General features: G+C 70.4%; 13 protein-coding genes. 5 read left to right on the forward strand and 8 right to left on the reverse strand.

Features of this window, described 5'->3' with window-relative positions; all coding sequences use genetic code 11:
• Positions 1–92: 92 nt before the first annotated feature.
• Positions 93–752 carry a response regulator transcription factor gene (locus ACFQVD_RS37525; RefSeq protein ID WP_343981351.1) on the reverse strand — a complete coding sequence of 220 codons (660 nt, stop codon included), beginning with the start codon at positions 750–752 and terminating at the stop codon, positions 93–95.
• The gene (locus ACFQVD_RS37530) at positions 740–2,011 is read right to left on the reverse strand and encodes a sensor histidine kinase (protein WP_343981348.1); all 1,272 of its coding nucleotides are present in this window, start codon (positions 2,009–2,011) and stop codon (positions 740–742) included. Before ACFQVD_RS37530 ends, ACFQVD_RS37525 begins: the two co-directional genes overlap by 13 nt.
• Before the next feature lie 217 nt (positions 2,012–2,228).
• On the opposite strand from ACFQVD_RS37530, the gene ACFQVD_RS37535 reads away from it, so the two are divergent.
• Positions 2,229–3,083, forward strand: coding sequence for a MarR family winged helix-turn-helix transcriptional regulator (locus tag ACFQVD_RS37535; RefSeq protein WP_343981345.1), 855 nt, complete (start codon positions 2,229–2,231; stop codon positions 3,081–3,083).
• Between the two features lie 71 nt (positions 3,084–3,154).
• On the opposite strand, the gene ACFQVD_RS37540 is transcribed toward ACFQVD_RS37535, so the two are convergent.
• The 5 genes from ACFQVD_RS37540 to ACFQVD_RS37560 form a co-directional block, all read right to left on the reverse strand.
• Complete coding sequence (locus ACFQVD_RS37540) at positions 3,155–4,657, reverse strand: ricin-type beta-trefoil lectin domain protein (RefSeq protein ID WP_343981342.1); 1,503 nt, start codon at positions 4,655–4,657, stop codon at positions 3,155–3,157.
• Positions 4,658–5,079: 422 nt separating this feature from the next.
• Positions 5,080–5,721 carry a hypothetical protein gene (locus tag ACFQVD_RS37545; RefSeq protein WP_343981338.1) on the reverse strand — a complete coding sequence of 214 codons (642 nt, stop codon included), beginning with the start codon at positions 5,719–5,721 and terminating at the stop codon, positions 5,080–5,082.
• A 169-nt stretch (positions 5,722–5,890) separates the two neighbouring features.
• The gene (locus ACFQVD_RS37550) at positions 5,891–7,168 is read right to left on the reverse strand and encodes an AI-2E family transporter (RefSeq protein ID WP_343981335.1); all 1,278 of its coding nucleotides are present in this window, start codon (positions 7,166–7,168) and stop codon (positions 5,891–5,893) included.
• Positions 7,169–7,307: 139 nt separating this feature from the next.
• Positions 7,308–8,522 (reverse strand): hypothetical protein, encoded by a 1,215-nt coding sequence (locus ACFQVD_RS37555; RefSeq protein ID WP_343981332.1) that lies wholly within the window; start codon positions 8,520–8,522, stop codon positions 7,308–7,310.
• A 110-nt stretch (positions 8,523–8,632) separates the two neighbouring features.
• Entirely contained in the window at positions 8,633–10,150 is a 1,518-nt protein-coding gene (locus tag ACFQVD_RS37560) for a dolichyl-phosphate-mannose--protein mannosyltransferase (RefSeq protein ID WP_386274433.1), read from the reverse strand.
• Positions 10,151–10,347: 197 nt separating this feature from the next.
• On the opposite strand from ACFQVD_RS37560, the gene rsmI reads away from it, so the two are divergent.
• The gene (rsmI, locus tag ACFQVD_RS37565; RefSeq protein ID WP_343976334.1) at positions 10,348–11,202 is read left to right on the forward strand and encodes a 16S rRNA (cytidine(1402)-2'-O)-methyltransferase; all 855 of its coding nucleotides are present in this window, start codon (positions 10,348–10,350) and stop codon (positions 11,200–11,202) included.
• Positions 11,203–11,256: 54 nt separating this feature from the next.
• Positions 11,257–12,786: a dolichyl-phosphate-mannose--protein mannosyltransferase gene (locus tag ACFQVD_RS37570; RefSeq protein ID WP_386273387.1), complete on the forward strand. Its 1,530-nt coding sequence runs from the start codon at positions 11,257–11,259 to the stop codon at positions 12,784–12,786.
• Here ACFQVD_RS37570 and ACFQVD_RS37575 read toward each other — a convergent pair.
• On the reverse strand, positions 12,734–14,299 hold the full coding sequence (locus tag ACFQVD_RS37575; protein ID WP_343962630.1) for a hypothetical protein: 1,566 nt from the start codon (positions 14,297–14,299) through the stop codon (positions 12,734–12,736). The two genes, ACFQVD_RS37570 and ACFQVD_RS37575, sit on opposite strands and share 53 nt — an antisense overlap.
• A 101-nt stretch (positions 14,300–14,400) precedes the next feature.
• Between ACFQVD_RS37575 and ACFQVD_RS37580 the strand changes: the two genes are divergently transcribed.
• Both ACFQVD_RS37580 and metG read left to right on the forward strand, forming a co-directional pair.
• Positions 14,401–15,657 (forward strand): glycosyltransferase, encoded by a 1,257-nt coding sequence (locus ACFQVD_RS37580; RefSeq protein WP_343962627.1) that lies wholly within the window; start codon positions 14,401–14,403, stop codon positions 15,655–15,657.
• 25 nt (positions 15,658–15,682) lie between these two features.
• Positions 15,683–17,464 (forward strand): methionine--tRNA ligase, encoded by a 1,782-nt coding sequence (metG, locus tag ACFQVD_RS37585; RefSeq protein WP_343962625.1) that lies wholly within the window; start codon positions 15,683–15,685, stop codon positions 17,462–17,464.
• Positions 17,465–17,717: the final 253 nt, after the last annotated feature.

Raw genomic sequence — 17,717 nt, forward strand, 5'->3', positions numbered from 1 at the left:
CTCGTCCCTACCCGCGCTGAGTGGAATGACACCGACTGTCCGAATCCTTCAGACAGTCCTGGACTTTCCGGAGACCTCCACGACGGTTGGCGCTACCACCGGCGCTGGGCGTCCTCCAGGTAGCGCAGGACGGCGGTGACGCGCCGGTCCGCCTGGTCGGTGGGTGCCAGGTCGAGCTTGGCGAAGATGCTGCGAATGTGCTTGTGCACGGCACCGTCGGTGACGAAGAGCCGATCGGCGATGGCGGTGTTGCCGAGTCCCTCGGCCATCAGGGCCAGCACGTCGCGCTCACGGGGGCTGAGGCGGTCCAGCCCGCTGTCGGGCCTGGTGCGTGCGAGAAGCTGCGCGACGACGTCCGGGTCGATGGCCGTACCTCCGGCCGCCACCCGGTGCAGCGCGGTCAGGAACTCCTCGACCCGTCCGACCCTCTCCTTCAGCAGGTACCCGAGGCGGGAGCTGCCGTGGGCGAGCAGTTCGGTGGCGAAGGCCTGCTCGACGTACGCGGACAGCACGAGCACGGCCAGGCCGGGTCTGCGGCGCCTGGCCTCGACGGCCGCGACGATCCCCTCGTCGGTGTGGGTCGGCGGCATCCGGACGTCGACGATGGCGACGTCCGGATCGTGGGCGTCGACGGCCCTCAGGAAGCCGTCGGGGCCGGCGGCGGTGGCCACGACGTCAAGCGACTCGGCGCGCAGCAGCAGTGCGAGACCTTCGCGCAGCAGCGGATCGTCCTCGGCGATCACGATCCGCATGGCAGGCTCACAGTGAGGGTGGTGGGACCACCGGTGGGGCTGTCCAGCATGAATGTCCCGTCGTGTGCTTCGGTGCGGTTACGGATGCCGACGATCCCGGACCCGCTGAGCTCGTTCGCTCCGCCGCGGCCGTCGTCGGTGATCTGGAGGTGGAGCCGGTCGTCGCGGCGGCGGACCCTGACGACGACGTGCCGGGCACGGCTGTGCCTGGCGATGTTGGTGAGGGCCTCGGCCACCACGAAGTAGGCGGTGGCCTCGACGGACGCGGCGCACCGGACGGGAACGTCGGCGTCGATCCGGCAGGGGACCGGGCAGCCGACGGCCAGGCCGGTGAGGGCGTCGGAAAGGCTCCGGTCGGTCAGTACCGGCGGCAGGATGCTCCGGACGACCCCGCGGAGCTCGGCGAGCGCCTGCTCGGCGGCGTCCTGCGCGCGTTCGAGAATGGCCTCCGCGCCGGCCGGGTCGCGCGCCACGGCACGACGGGCCGCGCCGAGCAGGACGGTGACGGCGACGATCCGGTTCTGGGTGCCGTCGTGCAGCGACCGTTCGATCCGCCGCAGCTCGGCGGCGTGCGCGTCCAGCGCGGCGGCACGGGTCGCGGTGAGCTGCGCGACCCGCAGCGCGAGGTCGGTGCCGGGGTCGGGTGCCAGGAGTCGCCGGCCGAACCATGCCTGCAGCCGCGCCATGCCCGGGGTGAGGAGCATGGTGATGGCGATCCAGCCCAGGCCCAGCGCGCCGACTCCGAGGGCACCGGGCAGGTCGCGCACGGTCCAGAACCCCATGGACGCGGTGGCCGCCTCGTCCGGTGGCAGCAACTGCCACCACAGCGGGAAGGTGAGGTCGCGCACCGCGTTGAGGGGCAGTGTGAGACCGGCCAGACTGAGGAACAGCCCGAGGACGGCATGGGTGGCCACCCAGCCCAGCTCGCGACGCGTGGCCGGATCGGCGAGGGCGGCGCGCAGCCCGGACGGTGCCGGCTCCGGGTCGATGATCTCCGGACCCCAGCGGGAGAGCCGCGCGCGTTCCCGGCCGGCGACGGCGCGCACCCCGCGCAGCGCGACGGGCACCAGCGGCAGGCCCACGCCGACGAGGCAGGCCAGCGCGGTGACGACCACCGACAGGAGTACCACCAGTGCCAGGACCGCGGTGCCGAACCCGCCGGCGAGGTGTTCGAGCGCGTCCAGGGTGGTGCGGGCGCGGGCGAACACGTCCCATCGACGGGCCGGCCCGGGGGCGGCCGGAGGGGCATGGGTCGGCATCCGCACATCCTGGACCAGTCGGCGGGACATCGTCCAGGCAGTCGCCGGATCACCGGCCAGAAGTACAGCCTGCTGTACCTCGCCGGTCCCGGCGGCGGAGGTTCCCGACGTCGACGCGGGCCGGACCAGAGCCGCGATCCGGCTCCCGCCGGTCTTCGACCTACGTCAACTCTTCGAACGATCAGCGCCGCTAGGCTTGTTCGGGGAGGTGGTGGCTGTGCCCGACCAGCGGGGAGGGGCCGTCGGCGAGGAGTCCGGGCCGTTGCGCGTGACCATCGGCTCGCTGATGCGGCGGGTCTTCACCGGGATCACCGGCGAGGCCATGCGGGACGGGCCGCAGTCCCGTGACTTCGTGGTGCTCGACGTGCTGGCCGACGAGGACGCGCCCTCGCAGCAGGACCTCGCGCACCGCCTCGGCATCAATCGGACGATCATGGTCAAGCTGCTCGACCGGCTTCAGCAGGCCGGTTACGTCACCAGGACCCGTAACCCGGCCAACCGCCGTACCTATGTCCTGTCACTGACCGACGAGGGCCGTGCCGCACTGAAGGACATGCGCCAGGCCGTCGCCGACCGGGACGTCCGGCTCACCGCTCCGCTGACCCCGGCCGAACGGCGGCGCCTCACCGAACTGCTGAGCAGGCTGGTCGCGTATGACGAGCGGTCCACCGTCGCGAGCACCGAGCACCTCATCGCCCAGGCCCACTACCAGCTGCGCCGGCTCGGCGACCACAGGTTGGCGGAGTACGGCCTGCGCACCCGTCATTTCGGCCTGCTGCCCGCCCTGGACCGGCTGGGCCCCTGCCCCCAGCAGCAACTCGCCCAGTACCTGGACCTCACCGAACCGGCCGCCGCGTCGCTGGTCGAGGAACTCGTCCAGGCCGGGATCGTGGTCCGCGGCCAGGATCCGCACGACCGCCGCCGCTACGCCCTGGAACTCACCGACCTCGGCCGTGCCCGCCTTCCCGCGGTCCGCGACGCGATGCTGGGCGTCGAGCACGACATTGAGATGACCCTCGGCCCCGACGGCGTCCAGGACCTCCGAGCCCTGCTCGTCAAGCTCCTGCCGTAGGCCAGGTGGCCGCCGGCGGAGTCGGTGTCGGGGCGGTGAGTGCTCACCGCCCCGACGGGATCGGGTGAAGGTCAGCCGCGGCGCCACTTCTGGTTGGCGCCGCCGTTGCACTCCCAGAGCTGGAGCGGGGTGCCGCTACCGCCCCAGCCGGTGACGTCCACGCACTTGTTGGCCTGCGGGTTGACCAGGTCGCCCGCACCGCTCAGGACGAACTGCTGTGCCGGGTTGCCGCTGCAGTTGGCGAGCTGGATGGCGGCGCCGTTGGCGGTGGAACCCCAGGCCACGTCCATGCAGAGGCCGAAGGCGCGGACGGTGCCGTCGCCGGGGAAGGTCCAGTTCTGGGCGTTGGTGTTGTTGCAGTCCCACAGCTGCAGGCGCTGGCCGTCGGCGCCGTTGCTGTTGGGTACGTCGATGCACTTGCCCTGCCAGCCGATGAGCCGGCTGGTGTTCCCGCTGCCGCCGGTGGTGGTCAGGGTCAGGCCGTACGCGCCGAGGACCTCGTTGACCGGCTGGTAGAAGGTGTTGCCGCCGGTCGAGCAGTTGCCGGAGCCGCCGGAGGTGATGCCCTGGGCCTGGTCACCGGTGATCCAGGCGCCGCCCGAGTCGCCGCCCTCGGCGCAGGCGGTGGTCTGGGTGAGCCCGTAGACCAGCGATCCCGAGTAGTTGACGGTCACGTTCTTGGCCTGGATGACGCCGCAGCGCCAGCCGGTGGTGCGCCCGGACCGGCAGATGGAGGCGCCGACCACGGCCTCCTGGGAGCCCGCCACCGAGACGTTGCCGCCGCCGTAGTTGTTGACCCACGGGCGGGGTGTCCAGTTGCCGTTGGTACGGACCCAGGCGTAGTCGTTGCCGGGGAACGACGAACCGGCGAAGGTGCCCTGGCCGACGTTGTTGTAGCCGAGGGTGGGGCTGCCGGTGCCACCGCAGTGCCCGGCGGTGACGAAGCCGCCGTTGTTGACCGAGAAGCCGACCGAGCAGAGCGTGTTGCCGTTGATGACGTACTGGTCGCCGCCGCGGATGTCGTAGAGCGGTCTGGGAGCCTGGCCGACGGCGATCCGCACCGCGCCGGAGTCGGCGGTACTGCTCCTGACGAAGCTCTGGGCCGCGGCGCTGTCGGCGGCCGACACCACCACGGTGTTCGCGGCCACGTCCACGTGCCAGCTGTAGATGTCCTTGCCGGCGGCCTCGGCGGCCTTGTCGAGGGCGGCCTTCGTGGCGTCCAGCTGCTTCTCGCTGCGTGGCACGACCACCGGCAGCGCGCCCGCCTTGCGGGCGAGCTCGGCGTCCTGGCTGTTCAGAACGCCGACGGAGAGCCGTCCCTCGGCGGGGGTGAACCAGGCGCCGGCGAACCGGTCGGCGAGGCGCCTGCGAAGGTTCCGCTCCACCACCGATGCGCCGGCCTCGTGGGCCTGCCGGATGCGGGCCTGGGTGGGGTTCAGGCCGAGATCACGCTGTAGTGCCTGCTCGGGGGAGGCGGACGGGTTCGGGCCGGGCGGGGCGGCCTGTGCGGGGGCTGCTGGGAAGACCAGCGCGGCGGCGACTACCGCCGCGCTGGCCAGCACGGTGAATCTCACGGCTGGTCCTTTGAGGTTGGGGGGTGGACGAGGCGTGAGAGCGCTCTCTCGAAAGAAACTTTTCCATTTGTAATATTTCACGTCAAGAAGGTCATTCGCCGAATGTGATCGCCGGGTGGGGTTTGCCCGCCCGCGATCGGCCCGCATCCTGTTCGTGACCTGCGAGGTTCCCGGGCTGCCGGAGGGGCCGGAAATGTCGAAACCTGTGCGCCGGTCCGAGGGGGGCGGAACGTCGGTGTCACCCGGCGCCGGCCAAGGAAGTGAAGATGGCCTGGCTGGCTGGGCGCCTGGTACGACCACACCTGCGAGCACTCTGGGATCAACGCAGGTCAATCGGGATCATGTGCGGAATACAGGGTCGGCGGTGCCGCGCTGAGCCGGCCGGGGCGCGCCGTGAAAGCGGGCCCCGGCCGGGGGGTGGATCAGATGGAGCCGCTCTCGATCGCCTGCTTCAGGCCCGCCTGGGTCACCTCGTGGGAGGCGACGCCGTTGGCGACGACGAAGTCGATCAGTGAGGTGTCGGCGTCGAAGGTGAGGTACTCGGTGACCTTGGTCTTCCCGCCGGCCAGCTTCGTGAAGACGATCTTCTGGTGTGTCACGACGCCGGGCAGTGACCAGGTGTCCGTCTCGTAGTAGAGGTCGTCGGCGTTGATGCGCTGCTGCGCGTGCGTGTTGCTGGTGACGATCGCGCCCTCGTAGGGGATCTCCTCGACGGCGGTGAAGTTGATGTGGCGCTTACCGTACTGGAACCAGTCCTTGTGGGTGACGACCCGCTTCAGGAACGAGTGCATGCCGACGTGGTTGTTGATGTTGGAATACGCCGGGAACACCTTGGCGGCGGGGGCGTTGATCGTGATCGAGATGCTGCTGGTGGCGCGGCTCCGCCCGGAGCCCGGAAGGGGAGGGGTGCAGTCGTAGAACTTATAGGTGTCCCATGCGGTCTGCCACTCGGCGGCGAGTTGGGCGTCGCTCGTGGTGTCGGCGTGGGCGGGGCTGGAGAAGACGGTGATGACGAGGGCCATGGCGAACAGCTGGGCCGCGAGGAGTCGAAGATGCTTCTTCACGTGTACCCCAAGAGGAGACAATAGGTGCATGTGATCTTCTATCGCATGTTGTTGTGACCTATGAGATTTCGTGTCGAAGAAGTGATAAATATTCGCGACGCCGCACAACCCGGCGCGAGCTACGGGGCGGCGCCGGTGACCTCCGCCCCCCGGGTGCTCCCGGTCGCCCTCAGGTGCGCTCCTGCCGGGGCAGGACCACCTCCCGCACGATGAGCAGGACGGCCGCGGCGATCGGGATGCCCAGCAGCGCGCCCACCACGCCGAGCAGCGCGCCACCGAGCAGGGCACCGACGATCGTGGCGAGCGGTGGTACGTCGACCGAGCTCTTCATCACCGCCGGTGCGATCCAGTAGTTCTCGATCTGCTGGTAGATCGTGAAGAAGACGAGGCAGACGATGCCGACGGTCGGGGAGACGAAGAACCCCACCAGCGAGGCGACTCCCGCGCCGATGAAGGCGCCGACCAGGGGGATGAGGTCGGTGAGCGCCACGAACAGGGAGAGCGCCAGGGCGTACGGGACCTGCATGATGCTCAGGAAGAAGAAGGTCGTCACACCGGCGATGAGCGAGATGATCAGGTTCCCGGCGACGTAGCCGCCGATGCTGTCGATGATCTGGTCACCGAGCAGGGTCGCGCGAGTACGGCGGGAGCGGGGGACGAGGCGGTAGGCCATCCTCTTGAGCGACTTCAGCGAGCCCAGGAAGTAGAGCGTCAGCACCAGCACGGTCAGCGAGTTGAAGACGGCCCCGATGAGGACCGACCCGATGCCGAGCACGCCGCCGAACATCTGGGTGCCGAAGTCGCCGCTCGTCACGTACTGCTGCAGTTTCTGCAGCAGCTGGAAGCGCTGGTCCAGGTCGCGGATCATCGGGTTGTCCTGCAGCTCCTTGAGGTACTGCGGGAACTGCTCGACGAACTGGGTGGACTGCGCGGTCAGCGGGGGCAGCACGGCCAGGCCGAAGCCGACGAAGACCCCGATGACCCCCAGGAAGACGACGGCGATGGCGATCATGCGCGGTACGTTGCGCCGCTGGAGAACCTCGACCGCCGGGTTCAGTCCGATGGCCAGGAAGAGCGAGACGATGATGAGGATCAGCACCGAGCTCGCGCTCACCACCGCCTGCACCAGCCACCAGGCGGTGAGCACGCCGAGGGCGGCGGTGAAACCGAACACGAACGGGTTGCCGCTCATCGAGCGCCCCGGACGGCCGAACGGGTGGTCCGGTCCGGCCCCCGAAGGCCTGGGCGCGGAGCCGCCCTGACCCGCCGCCGGTACGCCCGGCAGGGGCAGGGGACCCGCCGAGGTCATGATCGGTTCGAGGTCCGCTGCGTTGGCCGGTTCGCCCTGGTCGGCCGATCCGGTCGGTGTGGTCTCTTCCGCCGGTGGAACGCCGGGAGGGGATGTTGCCGCCGCTGGCACGCGGTCGGCGGGGGTGGGCTCGGACACCAGCGGACCCTGCCCGTTTCACGGAGAGATAGTCGGCCGGCCGCCGTGATTTCGCTCGCCGCGGGCCTCGGCGCGCCGTGCCCGCCCGGGCCCTGGTACGGCTCAGGTCGGCCGCGGCACCGGAACCCGCGAAGAGAGGTCAGGTCAGGTTGACGTACTGGCGGGGCCGGAGGGCGTGGCTGCGGAGGGCGGCCAGGGCGGCTGAGCGTCCGGCGGGGGTGAGGTCGCCGTCGACGCGCAGGCCGAAGGCGTCCAGGCGCCTGTTCAGCTCGGTGAGCGAGGCGTCGACCTCCACGGCCTGCCACTCCGTGCAGTCGATCACCGCCGTGACGTGCTCGCGGTCGGCGGGAGCGCCGTCGGCGAGCAGCATCAGCGCCACCTCCCTGGCCGAGGTACGGAAGCCGCTCTCCCCCGAGACGGGGGCGAGCAGCGCGGCGGCGGCGGTCTCCCAGAGCAGGTCGGCGTCGCCGAGCAGGCGCTCGCCCACCGGGGTGGTCACCAGGCGCCTGCCACTTTGGCGCAGCGCGCCCATGTGGCCCTGGGCCACCTCGCGGACCGCGGCCAGCTCCGCGCCGCTCCAGGTGCTCTCCGCGAGCACGGAACGGGCGAGGTTGCCCCGCTGGGTCAGCGGGATGCCCCCCGGGCGGCGGCCCACGGTCAGCAGCCAGCGCAGCGCGCCCAGGTGAGCCTCGTCGGGTGCCGGGATGGGGGCGTGCAGGCGCACCTCGAAGGGCTGGGCGAGCTCGCGCCAGGCGGTGCCCCGGCCGAGGACCCAGCGGTTGAGCCGCTCGCCCTGGACCCGGTGGAGCCAGTTGTCGCCGCCCAGCTCCGGACGGGGCGCGGTGAGCCAGTGGCTGGTGAGCGTCTGCCGTTCGGCGGAGTCGGGGGCGAGCCTTCCCGAGACGATGGCCAGCTCCAGCGCGGCCGAGCAGGCGCCGTGCGCGCCCAGTTCCTCGGGGCCCATGATCGAGCTCCAGTGCAGCTCGGGAACGTCGGGCGGAAGCACGCCCGTGGCGTCCAGGGCGCTCTGGTAGGCCGCCATGCCCGCGTCCTCGCCCAGGCGGGCGTAGGTGCGCAGGATGTGGGCGGTCGTGGGGGAGGAGCAGAGGGCGGCGTAGCGCTCCAGGCCGCCCAGCCGCAGCAGCCGGCCCAGCGCGTGGGCGATCACGGTGCGGTCCCCGGTGACCTTGGCGGGCAACGTGTACCAGAGGAACTCGCACACGTTGAGCTCGGTGATCGTCTCCAGTGGCTCGCCACCGGTCAGCCAGTCGATCGCGCTGCGCGCGTGCTCGGCGGAGGCGGGCTCGGAACGCTCCAGCTCCGACAGGAGTGCGGCCACGTCCGGTGCAGGCATGCCTCGAAGTCTGCCGTATGCGGGCCTGCTCTGACGATGAACGTGACGTAATGGATCCTGCACGGTGCCTACCCTAGGAAATGTCTTCTAAGTGGCTCATATGCGAGCTGTCAGATCCAGCCTTTCTTGAAAAGCATTCGTGAGCTCCACTCGGCGTAGGGGATGATCTCGGCGGTGAGCACCGGGTGGAGCCACCAGAAGTTGACCAGCGCCAGCAGGGTGAAGGCCCCCACGATCGCGGCACCGGCCATCCGCCGCCCGGGTGGGGCACCGGACGGACCGATGATCATTCCGGCGGCGAGCACGATCGCCAGGATCATGAACGGGACCATGGGGATCGCGTAGAACAGGAACATGGTCCGGTTGTCGGCGATCGCCCAGTAGAACCAGGGGAGCCAGCCCGCGGCGTAGCCGAGGAGCACGGCCCCGGCGCGCCAGTCGCGGGTGGCGACGTACCAGGCGACCATGGCGATGAGGGCGGCCAGGCCGCCGTACCAGATGACCGGGGTGCCGACGCCCAGGACCGCCTGTGAGCAGCTGTCGGTGCCGCAGGCGCCCTTGGGGCTCTCGTAGAAGAACGCCACGGGGCGGAGCAGCAGCGGCCAGGACCAGGGATCCGACTGGTAGTTGTGCGGGGTCGCCAGCCCGGTGTGGAAGCTCAGCACCTGGAAGTGGTAGCTCAGCCAGGAGCGGAAGGAGTCGAAGACGAAGAACACCGGGCCCTGCGAGGTCGCCTGCGCCCAGTTGCGGCCCCAGCCGCCGGGCGAGGCGAACCAGCCCGCCCAGGAGGCGATGTAGGTGAGGGCCGGCAGCAGGGCCAGCGCGGGCAGGGCGCTCGGCAGGTCCTTGCCGAAGACCCCGCCGTACGGTCTGCGCAGGCCGATGGCCCGGCGGGCCCCGGCGTCCCAGACCAGGGACATGACCGCGAAGGCGATCAGGAAGAAGATCCCCGACCACTTGACCGCGCAGGCCGCGCCCAGGCAGAGCCCGGCCGCGATCCGCCATGGCCGCAGTCCCAGCCAGGGGCCCTGATCACTGAGCGGCGAGGTCTCGTACCAGTCGGCCAGCCTCCCGCGCGCCCAGTCGCGGTCGGCCACCAGGCAGGCGAACCCGGCCAGCACCCAGAACATCAGGAAGATGTCCAGCAGCGCGGTACGCGACAGCACGTAGTGCAGGCCGTCGACCGCGAGCAGCAGCCCGGCCAGGCAGCCCAGCAGGGTCGATCGGGTCATCCGGCGGGCCACCCTGGCCAGGATCAGGATCGACAGCACGCCGACGACCGCTCCGGCGAACCGCCAGCCGTAGGGGGTCATGCCGAAGAACTGCTCGCCCAGGCCGATCATCCACTTGCCCAGCGGCGGATGGACCACATAGGAGGCGCACTTGTCGACCTCCGCGGGCGCGCACTGCTGCCAGATCTCGGTGCCGCCCCGCATCAGGATCTTGTCGGCGTCCTTGACGACGTTGTGCTCGGCACCGAAGTTGATCAGTGCCCAGGCGTCCTTGGCGTAGTACGTCTCGTCGAACATGACCGCGTTCGGGTGACCGAGGTTGGTGAAGCGCAGGATCGCCCCGAACACCGTGACCAGCAGCGGCCCCAGCCAGCCCCACAGGGGGTTTCCCGGCATCGGCGGCACCAGGCGGTCACGAGCGGAACCCGAGGGCCCGCCGTCGGGCTGGGGCTCCGGCTGCTCTGGCGCCTGGTTGGGGAAGTCGGTCACGGCCACCCGGACATCGTACGGTCCCCTTACCGCCGCTAGCCCAGGAAACACCTCACTACAGGACTAAATGGTTAACTTCTCCCCGCGCTGAGCGGTCATCCGAAATGCGGGAGGATGGAGCGGTGACGGACAACGGCAGGCTTGTGCTGGCAGGGGCTCCGATCGGGCAGGCGGGCGACGCCTCCCCCCGGCTGCGGCTGGCGCTGGAGAGCGCGGACGTGGTCGCGGCGGAGGACACCCGGCGGCTGCGGCGCCTGGCCGGGGAACTGGGCGCCGAGATCGGCGGCCGGGTCGTCTCCTACTACGACGCCAACGAGGCCGGGCGGGCCGCCGAGCTCCTCGGCGCGCTCCAGGACGGCAAGACGGTGCTGGTCATCACCGACGCCGGCATGCCCGGCGTCTCCGACCCCGGCTACCGGCTGACCCACCTGGCGGTCGAGGCCGGGATCGCGGTCACCTCGCTGCCGGGGCCGTCGGCGGTGACCACGGCGCTGGCCGTCTCGGGGCTGCCCAGCGACCGGTTCTGCTTCGAGGGCTTCCCGCCGCGCAAGTCCGGTGAGCGCTCCCGCAGGCTCTCGGCCCTCGCGGAGGAGGAACGCACGATGGTGTTCTTCGAGGCGCCGCACCGGCTCGGTGCCGCGCTGGCGGCGATGGCGGAGGCGTTCGGCGCCGACCGCCGGGCGGCGGTCTGCCGCGAGCTCACCAAGACCTACGAGGAGGTGCGGCGGGGCGGCCTCGGCGAGCTGGCCGAATGGGCGGCCGGGGGCGTCAGGGGAGAGATCACCATCGTGGTCGCCGGGCACGCCGGGCAGGCCCTGCCGCCGGTGATCGAGGACCTGGTGGACGAGGTCGCGCGCCGCGAGGAGACGGGGGTGCCGAGGAAGCAGGCGATCGTGGATGTGGCGAAAGCGGCGGGAATTCCCAAACGGGATCTTTATCAAGCTGTCCATCGAGGCTGACTTATCACCATAATTCCCTGAATGGGATCAACACGGGATCGTCTCTTGCCGCCTATGCCGGGAAACCCCCTGTGGGGCTGGCTGGGCCCGCTGCTGGTCGCGGTCTTCGGGGGGATCCTGCGCTTCACCGGTCTCGGGCGGCCGAACGCGGTCATGTTCGACGAGACGTACTACGCCAAGGACGCCTGGGCGCTGATCAACCACGGGGTGGAGCGAGCCTCGCTCGGCACCGTGAAGGACCCCGTCGCGGACAGAATGATCATCCAGGGGAACACCGACTTCCTGGTCAAGTGCACCCCGCCGGAGGCCGACCCCTGCCCGCTCTACGTGGCCCATCCGCCGCTGGGCAAGTGGATGATCGGCCTGGGCGAGCAGTTCTTCGGCATGACCCCCTACGGCTGGCGGTTCGCCGGAGCGGTCGTCGGCGTGCTGTCGATCCTGATCCTGGCCAGGGTGGCCCGCCGGATGACCCGATCGACCCTGCTGGGCTGCCTGGCCGGGCTGCTGCTCGCGGTCGACGGCCTGCACTACGTGCTGTCGCGTACCGCGCTGCTGGACATCTTCCTGATGTTCTGGGTGCTGGCCGGGTTCGCCTGCCTGGTGGCCGACCGCGACTGGGCGCGCGGGAGGCTGGCCGACTGGTACGAGACCTCGCCGCTCAGTGATCAGGGCCCCTGGCTGGGACTGCGGCCATGGCGGATCGCGGCCGGGCTCTGCCTGGGCGCGGCCTGCGCGGTCAAGTGGTCGGGGATCTTCTTCCTGATCGCCTTCGCGGTCATGTCCCTGGTCTGGGACGCCGGGGCCCGCCGGGCCATCGGCCTGCGCAGACCGTACCTGGGAGTGGTCAACCGGGACCTGACCGGCGTCCTGTCGGCGCTGGCCCTGCTGCCGGCCCTCACCTACATCGCCTCCTGGGCGGGCTGGTTCGCCTCGTCGCTCGGCTGGGGCCGCAACTGGGCACAGGCGACCTCGCAGGGTCCCGGGTTCTTCGTCTTCGACTCGCTGCGCTCCTGGCTGAGCTACCACTTCCAGGTGCTGAGCTTCCACACCGGGCTGAGCGAGGGGCACACCTACCAGTCCACCCCCTGGACCTGGCCCATCCTCTCGCGCCCGGTGGCGTTCCACTACCAGACCCCCGGCACCGGGTGCGGCGCCGACGAGTGCGCCGAGGCGGTGCTCGGCGTCGGCACCCCGGTCATCTGGTACGGCGGCCTGGCCGCCCTCATCGCCATGGTCGCCTGGTACGTCGCCACCCGCGACTGGCGCGCCGGGGCCGTGCTCCTCGGCTACGCCGCGGGCTGGCTCCCCTGGTTCTACTACGCCCTCGCCGACAACCGGACCATGTACCTGTTCTACGCGATCGCCATGGTCCCCTTCATGATCCTCGCGCTGACCATGGCGGCCGGGCTGATCGTCGGTCGGGCCGACGCCGCGCCCAACCGCAGGGCGCTCGGGGCGGCGGTCGTCGGGGCCTTCACCCTGCTGGCGCTGGTCAACTTCTGGTGGCTCCACCCGGTGCTGGCCGCCGAGGTCATCCCGCACTCCCAGTGGTGGGCGCGGATGCTGTTCCGGAGCTGGGCGTGACGGGTGTGGCAGGTGCGCCGGAGGCGGCGGGCCGGGAGAGCCCGTGGCGCAGCGAGATCGCGGCCGCCAGGCAGGCCAGCGGCACCGCGGGCAGCAGGTAGCGATAGTCGAACTCGGCGGTCGCGGCCGGGGCCAGGATGAGGCCGAAGGCGGCCAGCCACGGCAGCAGCACGGGGCCGCCCAGCCTGCGCCAGCGCACCGCCACCCCGGCCAGGCCGATCAGCAGCAGCACGCCGATCACGAGGCCGGGCAGCCGGACGATCCGCTGGTAGCCCTGCATGAAGCCCGCCCACGGGTCGTGGACGTCGGTGCCGATCACGCGCAGCTTGCCCTGGATCTGCGCGGTCCGCAGGCCCGGATCGTACTTCTGCGCGTCGGTATCGGTGCTGCCCCGATAGGAGCTCCAGGCCGGAAGGATCTTGTTCTCCGGCAGGAACTCGTACTGCCGGTAGGTGTTGAAATCCGGGAAGCGCGGCCGGTCCCAGTGGAAGGCGCGGAAGAAGTCGCCGGCCACCAGGCTCAGATAGTCGAGCGGCTGGGACAGGATGGCCCGCTGGGCGAACGCGCTCGCCGTCTTGTTCGTCTCCGGGGTGAACGTGCTGCCCACCCCGAAGGCGTGGAAGCGCTGGCCGTTCTGCGCCCACCAGAGGTACTTCTGCCCGGAGAAGCCGCGCTGGCCCGGCGGCGCGCTGATGCACAGCAGCGCCAGCTCCAGCTCCTTGCGGGGGTCGACCCGCATCTTCTCGCAGTCGGCGAAGAGCGCCGTCCGCATGTAGAGGATCGCCCCGTCGCTGTTGGTCATCGCGAAGTTGCCGTGCGCGGAGGCGAACCAGGCCATGTAGCCGACCACGGGGAGCGCGCACGCGGTGATCATCGCCGCGATCGTCTTCCAGGCCGTGCGCTTGACCAGCAGGTAGGCCACGACCAGCGCGAGGATCGGCAGGCCGATCGACCGGGTGAGCGCGGTGAGGGCCAGCAGCAGCCCGATCACCGCGCCGATCCGCCAGGACATCCGCCGGTGCCAGAGCACCAGCGTGATCACGGCCACGACCAGCAGCATGAACATCGCGTCGGACATGACCAGGTGTTCGAGCTGGATCTGGTAGGCGTCGAACAGCACCGGCACCGCGGCCAGCGTCGCCCCCCAGCCGGGCAGGCCGAACCTGCCGCGCAACAGGGTGTAGATCAGCACCGCGATGCCCAGGCCCATCAGGTGCTGTACGAAGACCACCAGGCCGAAGCTGTGCAGCGGCCGCAGCGCCAGGAGCAGGAAGGAGTAGCCGTTCGGGCGCAGCGCACTGGGCCGGTCGGGGTTCACCGCCCCGGAGACGTACTCGTAGGAGTCGTTGAACCACAGGGCCGGGCCGTAGCCGAGCATGGTGACCACACGCAGCAGGAACGCCAGCACGAGGGCGGCCACGAAGAGGCGATGCCGGTGCAGGAACGCTCGCAGGCGAGTGACCCGGTCGGGCGGAGGCACGTCCAGGCGAGGGCGGTCGGCGACGGTCACCATGCAATACAGGATGCCAGCCGTTTCAGGGAGTTGACCCGGGCAAGGGGCTTCAGAGGGCATCATGGTGAGATTGGCTTGTGCCGTGAGCGAAGGGTTGAGACGTGGAACTGACCGTGGTCATGCCTTGTTTGAACGAGGCGGAGACCGTGGAGACCTGCGTACGCAAGGCACTCGCCTGCATGCGGGAGCACGGGATCGACGGGGAAGTGCTGATCGCCGACAACGGCAGCACCGACGGCTCACAGCAGCTCGCGCGCGAGGCCGGGGCCCGGGTCGTGCACGTTGACGCCAAGGGGTACGGCAACGCCCTGATGGGCGGCATCCGCGCCGCGCGCGGCCGCTACGTCATCATGGGCGACGCGGACGACTCCTACGACTTCACGGCGCTGCTGCCGTTCGTCGAGCAGCTCCGTGACGGCGCCGACCTGGTAATGGGCAACCGGTTCAAGGGCGGCATCGCGCCGGGCGCCATGCCCCCGCTCCACCGCTACCTGGGCAACCCGGTGCTCTCCTTCATCGGGCGCCTCTTCTTCCCCAGCGCGATCGGTGACTTCCACTGCGGCCTGCGCGGGTTCCGGCGCGACTCCATCCTCAAGCTCGGCCTGCAGACCGGCGGCATGGAGTTCGCCAGCGAGATGGTGGTCCGCTCGACCCTGTCCGGTCTGGACGTACGCGAGGTGCCCACCACGCTCTCGCCCGACGGCCGCTCCCGCCCGCCGCACCTGCGCTCCTGGCGTGACGGCTGGCGCCACCTGCGCTTCCTGATGCTCTACAGCCCGCGCTGGCTGTTCTTCATCCCCGGCCTGGTGCTGATGACCCTCGGCCTGGTCGCGGGCGCCGCCCTGACCTTCGGCCCGGTCTACATCGGAAAGCTCGCCTTCGACGTCGACACCCTGGTCGGCGCCTCCGCCATGGTGGTGATCGGCTTCCAGGCGGTGCTGTTCGCGCTGTTCACCAAGGTGTACGCGGCCGAGGAGGGCTTCCTGCCGGAAGACAGGCGGGTGCGCAAGCTCATCGACATCGTCTCCCTGGAGAAGGGGCTGGTCGTCGGCGGGCTGCTGGCCCTGGGCGGTCTGGGCGGCCTGGTCGCCTCCCTGGTCCACTGGCAGACCCGCAGCTTCGGCCCGCTGATCCCTTCGGAGTCGCTGCGCCTCGTCGTGCCCTCGGCCACCGCGCTGATCGTGAGTTTCCAGACGATTTTCGCCGCGCTGTTCATCAGCATCCTCGGCATCCGCCGCACCAAGGAGACGCCCATCGACGTGGCCGCCTCCGCGGCGGAGGAGGCCGCCGAAGCCGTCAACCGCGCCGGGGAGGCGGCCGCGAGTGCCACTACCGGCAGGGAGAGCACCAAGGCCTGAGCCCGCGTCCCTTAGGCTGGGCACCATGTCCCAGCACATCCTGACCGCGGTCGCCTGGCCCTACGCCAACGGCCCCCGCCACATCGGGCACGTCTCCGGATTCGGCGTGCCATCCGACGTCTTCAGCCGCTATCAGCGGATGGCGGGCAACATGGTGCTCATGGTGAGCGGGACCGACGAGCACGGCACCCCGATCCAGGTGCAGGCCGACAAGGAGGGCCTGAGCGCCCGCGAACTCGCCGACCGCTACAACAGGGTGATCGTCGAGGATCTCCAGGCGCTCGGCCTGTCCTACGACCTGTTCACCCGGACCACTACCGTGAACCACTACGCGGTGGCGCAGGAGATCTTCAAGGGGCTCCACGCCAACGGCTATATCTTCCCCCAGACCACGATGGGCGCCATCTCGCCCTCCACCGGGCGCACCCTGCCCGACCGCTACATCGAGGGCACCTGCCCCATCTGCGGCTACCAGGGCGCCCGTGGCGACCAGTGCGACAACTGCGGCAACCAGCTCGACCCGGTCCAGCTGATCAACCCGGTGAGCAAGGTCAACGGCGAGACGCCGGTCTTCGTGGAGACCGAGCACTTCATGCTCGACCTGCCCGCGTTCGCCGAGGTTCTGGCATCGTGGCTGCGCTCCAAGGAGGGCGACTGGCGGCCCAACGTGCTGAAGTTCGCTCTCAACATGCTCGGCGACATGCACCCCCGCGCGATCAGCCGCGACCTCGACTGGGGCGTGCCGATCCCGCTGGAGGGCTGGAGCGACCAGGCCAACAAGCGGCTCTACGTCTGGTTCGACGCGGTCGTGGGCTACCTCAGCGCCTCCATCGAGTGGGCGCGCCGCTCCGGCGACCCGGAGGCCTGGCGCCGCTGGTGGCAGGACCCTGAGGCCCTCGGCTACTACTTCATGGGCAAGGACAACATCGTCTTCCACGCGGAGATCTGGCCGGCGATGCTGCTCGGCTACAACGGCCAGGGCGCCCGCGACGGCGAGCCGGGCTCGCTCGGCGCGCTGAACCTGCCCGCCGAGGTCGTCTCCAGCGAGTTCCTGACCATGGAGGGGCGCAAGTTCTCCTCCTCCCGCCAGGTCGTCATCTACGTGCGTGACTTCCTGGAGCGCTACGACGCCGACGCGCTGCGCTACTACATCGCGGTGGCGGGCCCGGAGAACCAGGACACCGACTTCACCTGGTCGGAGTTCCTCAACCGGAACAACGGCGAGCTGGTGGCGGCCTGGGGCAACCTGGTGAACCGCTCGATCTCGATGGCCGCCAAGAACTTCGGGGTCATCCCCGAGGCGGGCGACCTCACCGATGTCGACCGCGCCATGCTGGAGCGGAGCCGCTCGGCCTTCCCGAAGGTCGCGGCCGAGTTCGAGCAGTGCCGGTTCAAGAACGCGACGAACGAGGCGTTCGAGGTCATCCGCGAGGCCAACAGGTACCTGGCCGAGCAGGAGCCCTGGAAGATCAAGGACAACCCCGAGCGGGTGAAGACCATCCTGCACGTCGCCCTGCAGGTGGTGGACGACGCCAAGACCCTGCTGACCCCGGTGCTGCCCAACTCCTCCAACAAGATCTACGCGATGCTCGGCGGCACCGGGGTCTGGGCGGGCATGCCGGAGATCCAGGAGGTCACCGACGAGGACGGCCGGAGCTACCCGATCATCACCGGCCGCTACGACGGCGCCGCGCGCTGGGAATCCGTCCCGATCCGGGTGGGCACCCCGCTCTCCCCGCCGACCCCGCTCTTCGTCAAGCTCGACCCGAAGATCGTCGACGAGGAACTGGCCCGTCTGGGCGAGTAGCGGCGAAGGCCCCGGGCTCGGGAGCGGGCCGGTCTCACCCGGTCCGCGCCTGCCCGGCGGATGTTCGGAGCCGCCGGGCCGGTGCCCGGCCCTGTGCGAAAGCCGCCGGTCTGTGCCCAGTCACTGCCCGGCCGGTGTCAGGTACGCGGGCGGGCGGGCCGGTGCGCGCGGGGCCACGGCCCGGTCCCGAGCTTGGGAACGAGGGCCTGGGAACGAGGGCCTGGGAACGAGCCGGTCCGCGCGGGGGCGCCGG

This window comes from Streptosporangium amethystogenes subsp. fukuiense, assembly GCF_042665875.1.
GTDB classification, from domain to species: domain Bacteria; phylum Actinomycetota; class Actinomycetes; order Streptosporangiales; family Streptosporangiaceae; genus Streptosporangium; species Streptosporangium fukuiense.

Excerpts from the sequence above, each read along its gene's own strand:
- ACFQVD_RS37570 (WP_386273387.1), top strand. The coding sequence starts at position 11,257 with ATGCCGGGAAACCCCCTGTGGGGCTGGCTGGGCCCGCTGCTGGTCGCG.
- ACFQVD_RS37560 (WP_386274433.1), bottom strand. The coding sequence starts at position 10,150 with ATGCCGGGAAACCCCCTGTGGGGCTGGCTGGGGCCGCTGCTGGTCACG.
- ACFQVD_RS37525 (WP_343981351.1), bottom strand. The coding sequence starts at position 752 with ATGCGGATCGTGATCGCCGAGGACGATCCGCTGCTGCGCGAAGGTCTC.
- metG (WP_343962625.1), top strand. The coding sequence starts at position 15,683 with ATGTCCCAGCACATCCTGACCGCGGTCGCCTGGCCCTACGCCAACGGC.
- rsmI (WP_343976334.1), top strand. The coding sequence starts at position 10,348 with ATGCGGGAGGATGGAGCGGTGACGGACAACGGCAGGCTTGTGCTGGCA.
- ACFQVD_RS37575 (WP_343962630.1), bottom strand. The coding sequence starts at position 14,299 with ATGGTGACCGTCGCCGACCGCCCTCGCCTGGACGTGCCTCCGCCCGAC.
- ACFQVD_RS37530 (WP_343981348.1), bottom strand. The coding sequence starts at position 2,011 with ATGCCGACCCATGCCCCTCCGGCCGCCCCCGGGCCGGCCCGTCGATGG.
- ACFQVD_RS37555 (WP_343981332.1), bottom strand. The coding sequence starts at position 8,522 with ATGCCTGCACCGGACGTGGCCGCACTCCTGTCGGAGCTGGAGCGTTCC.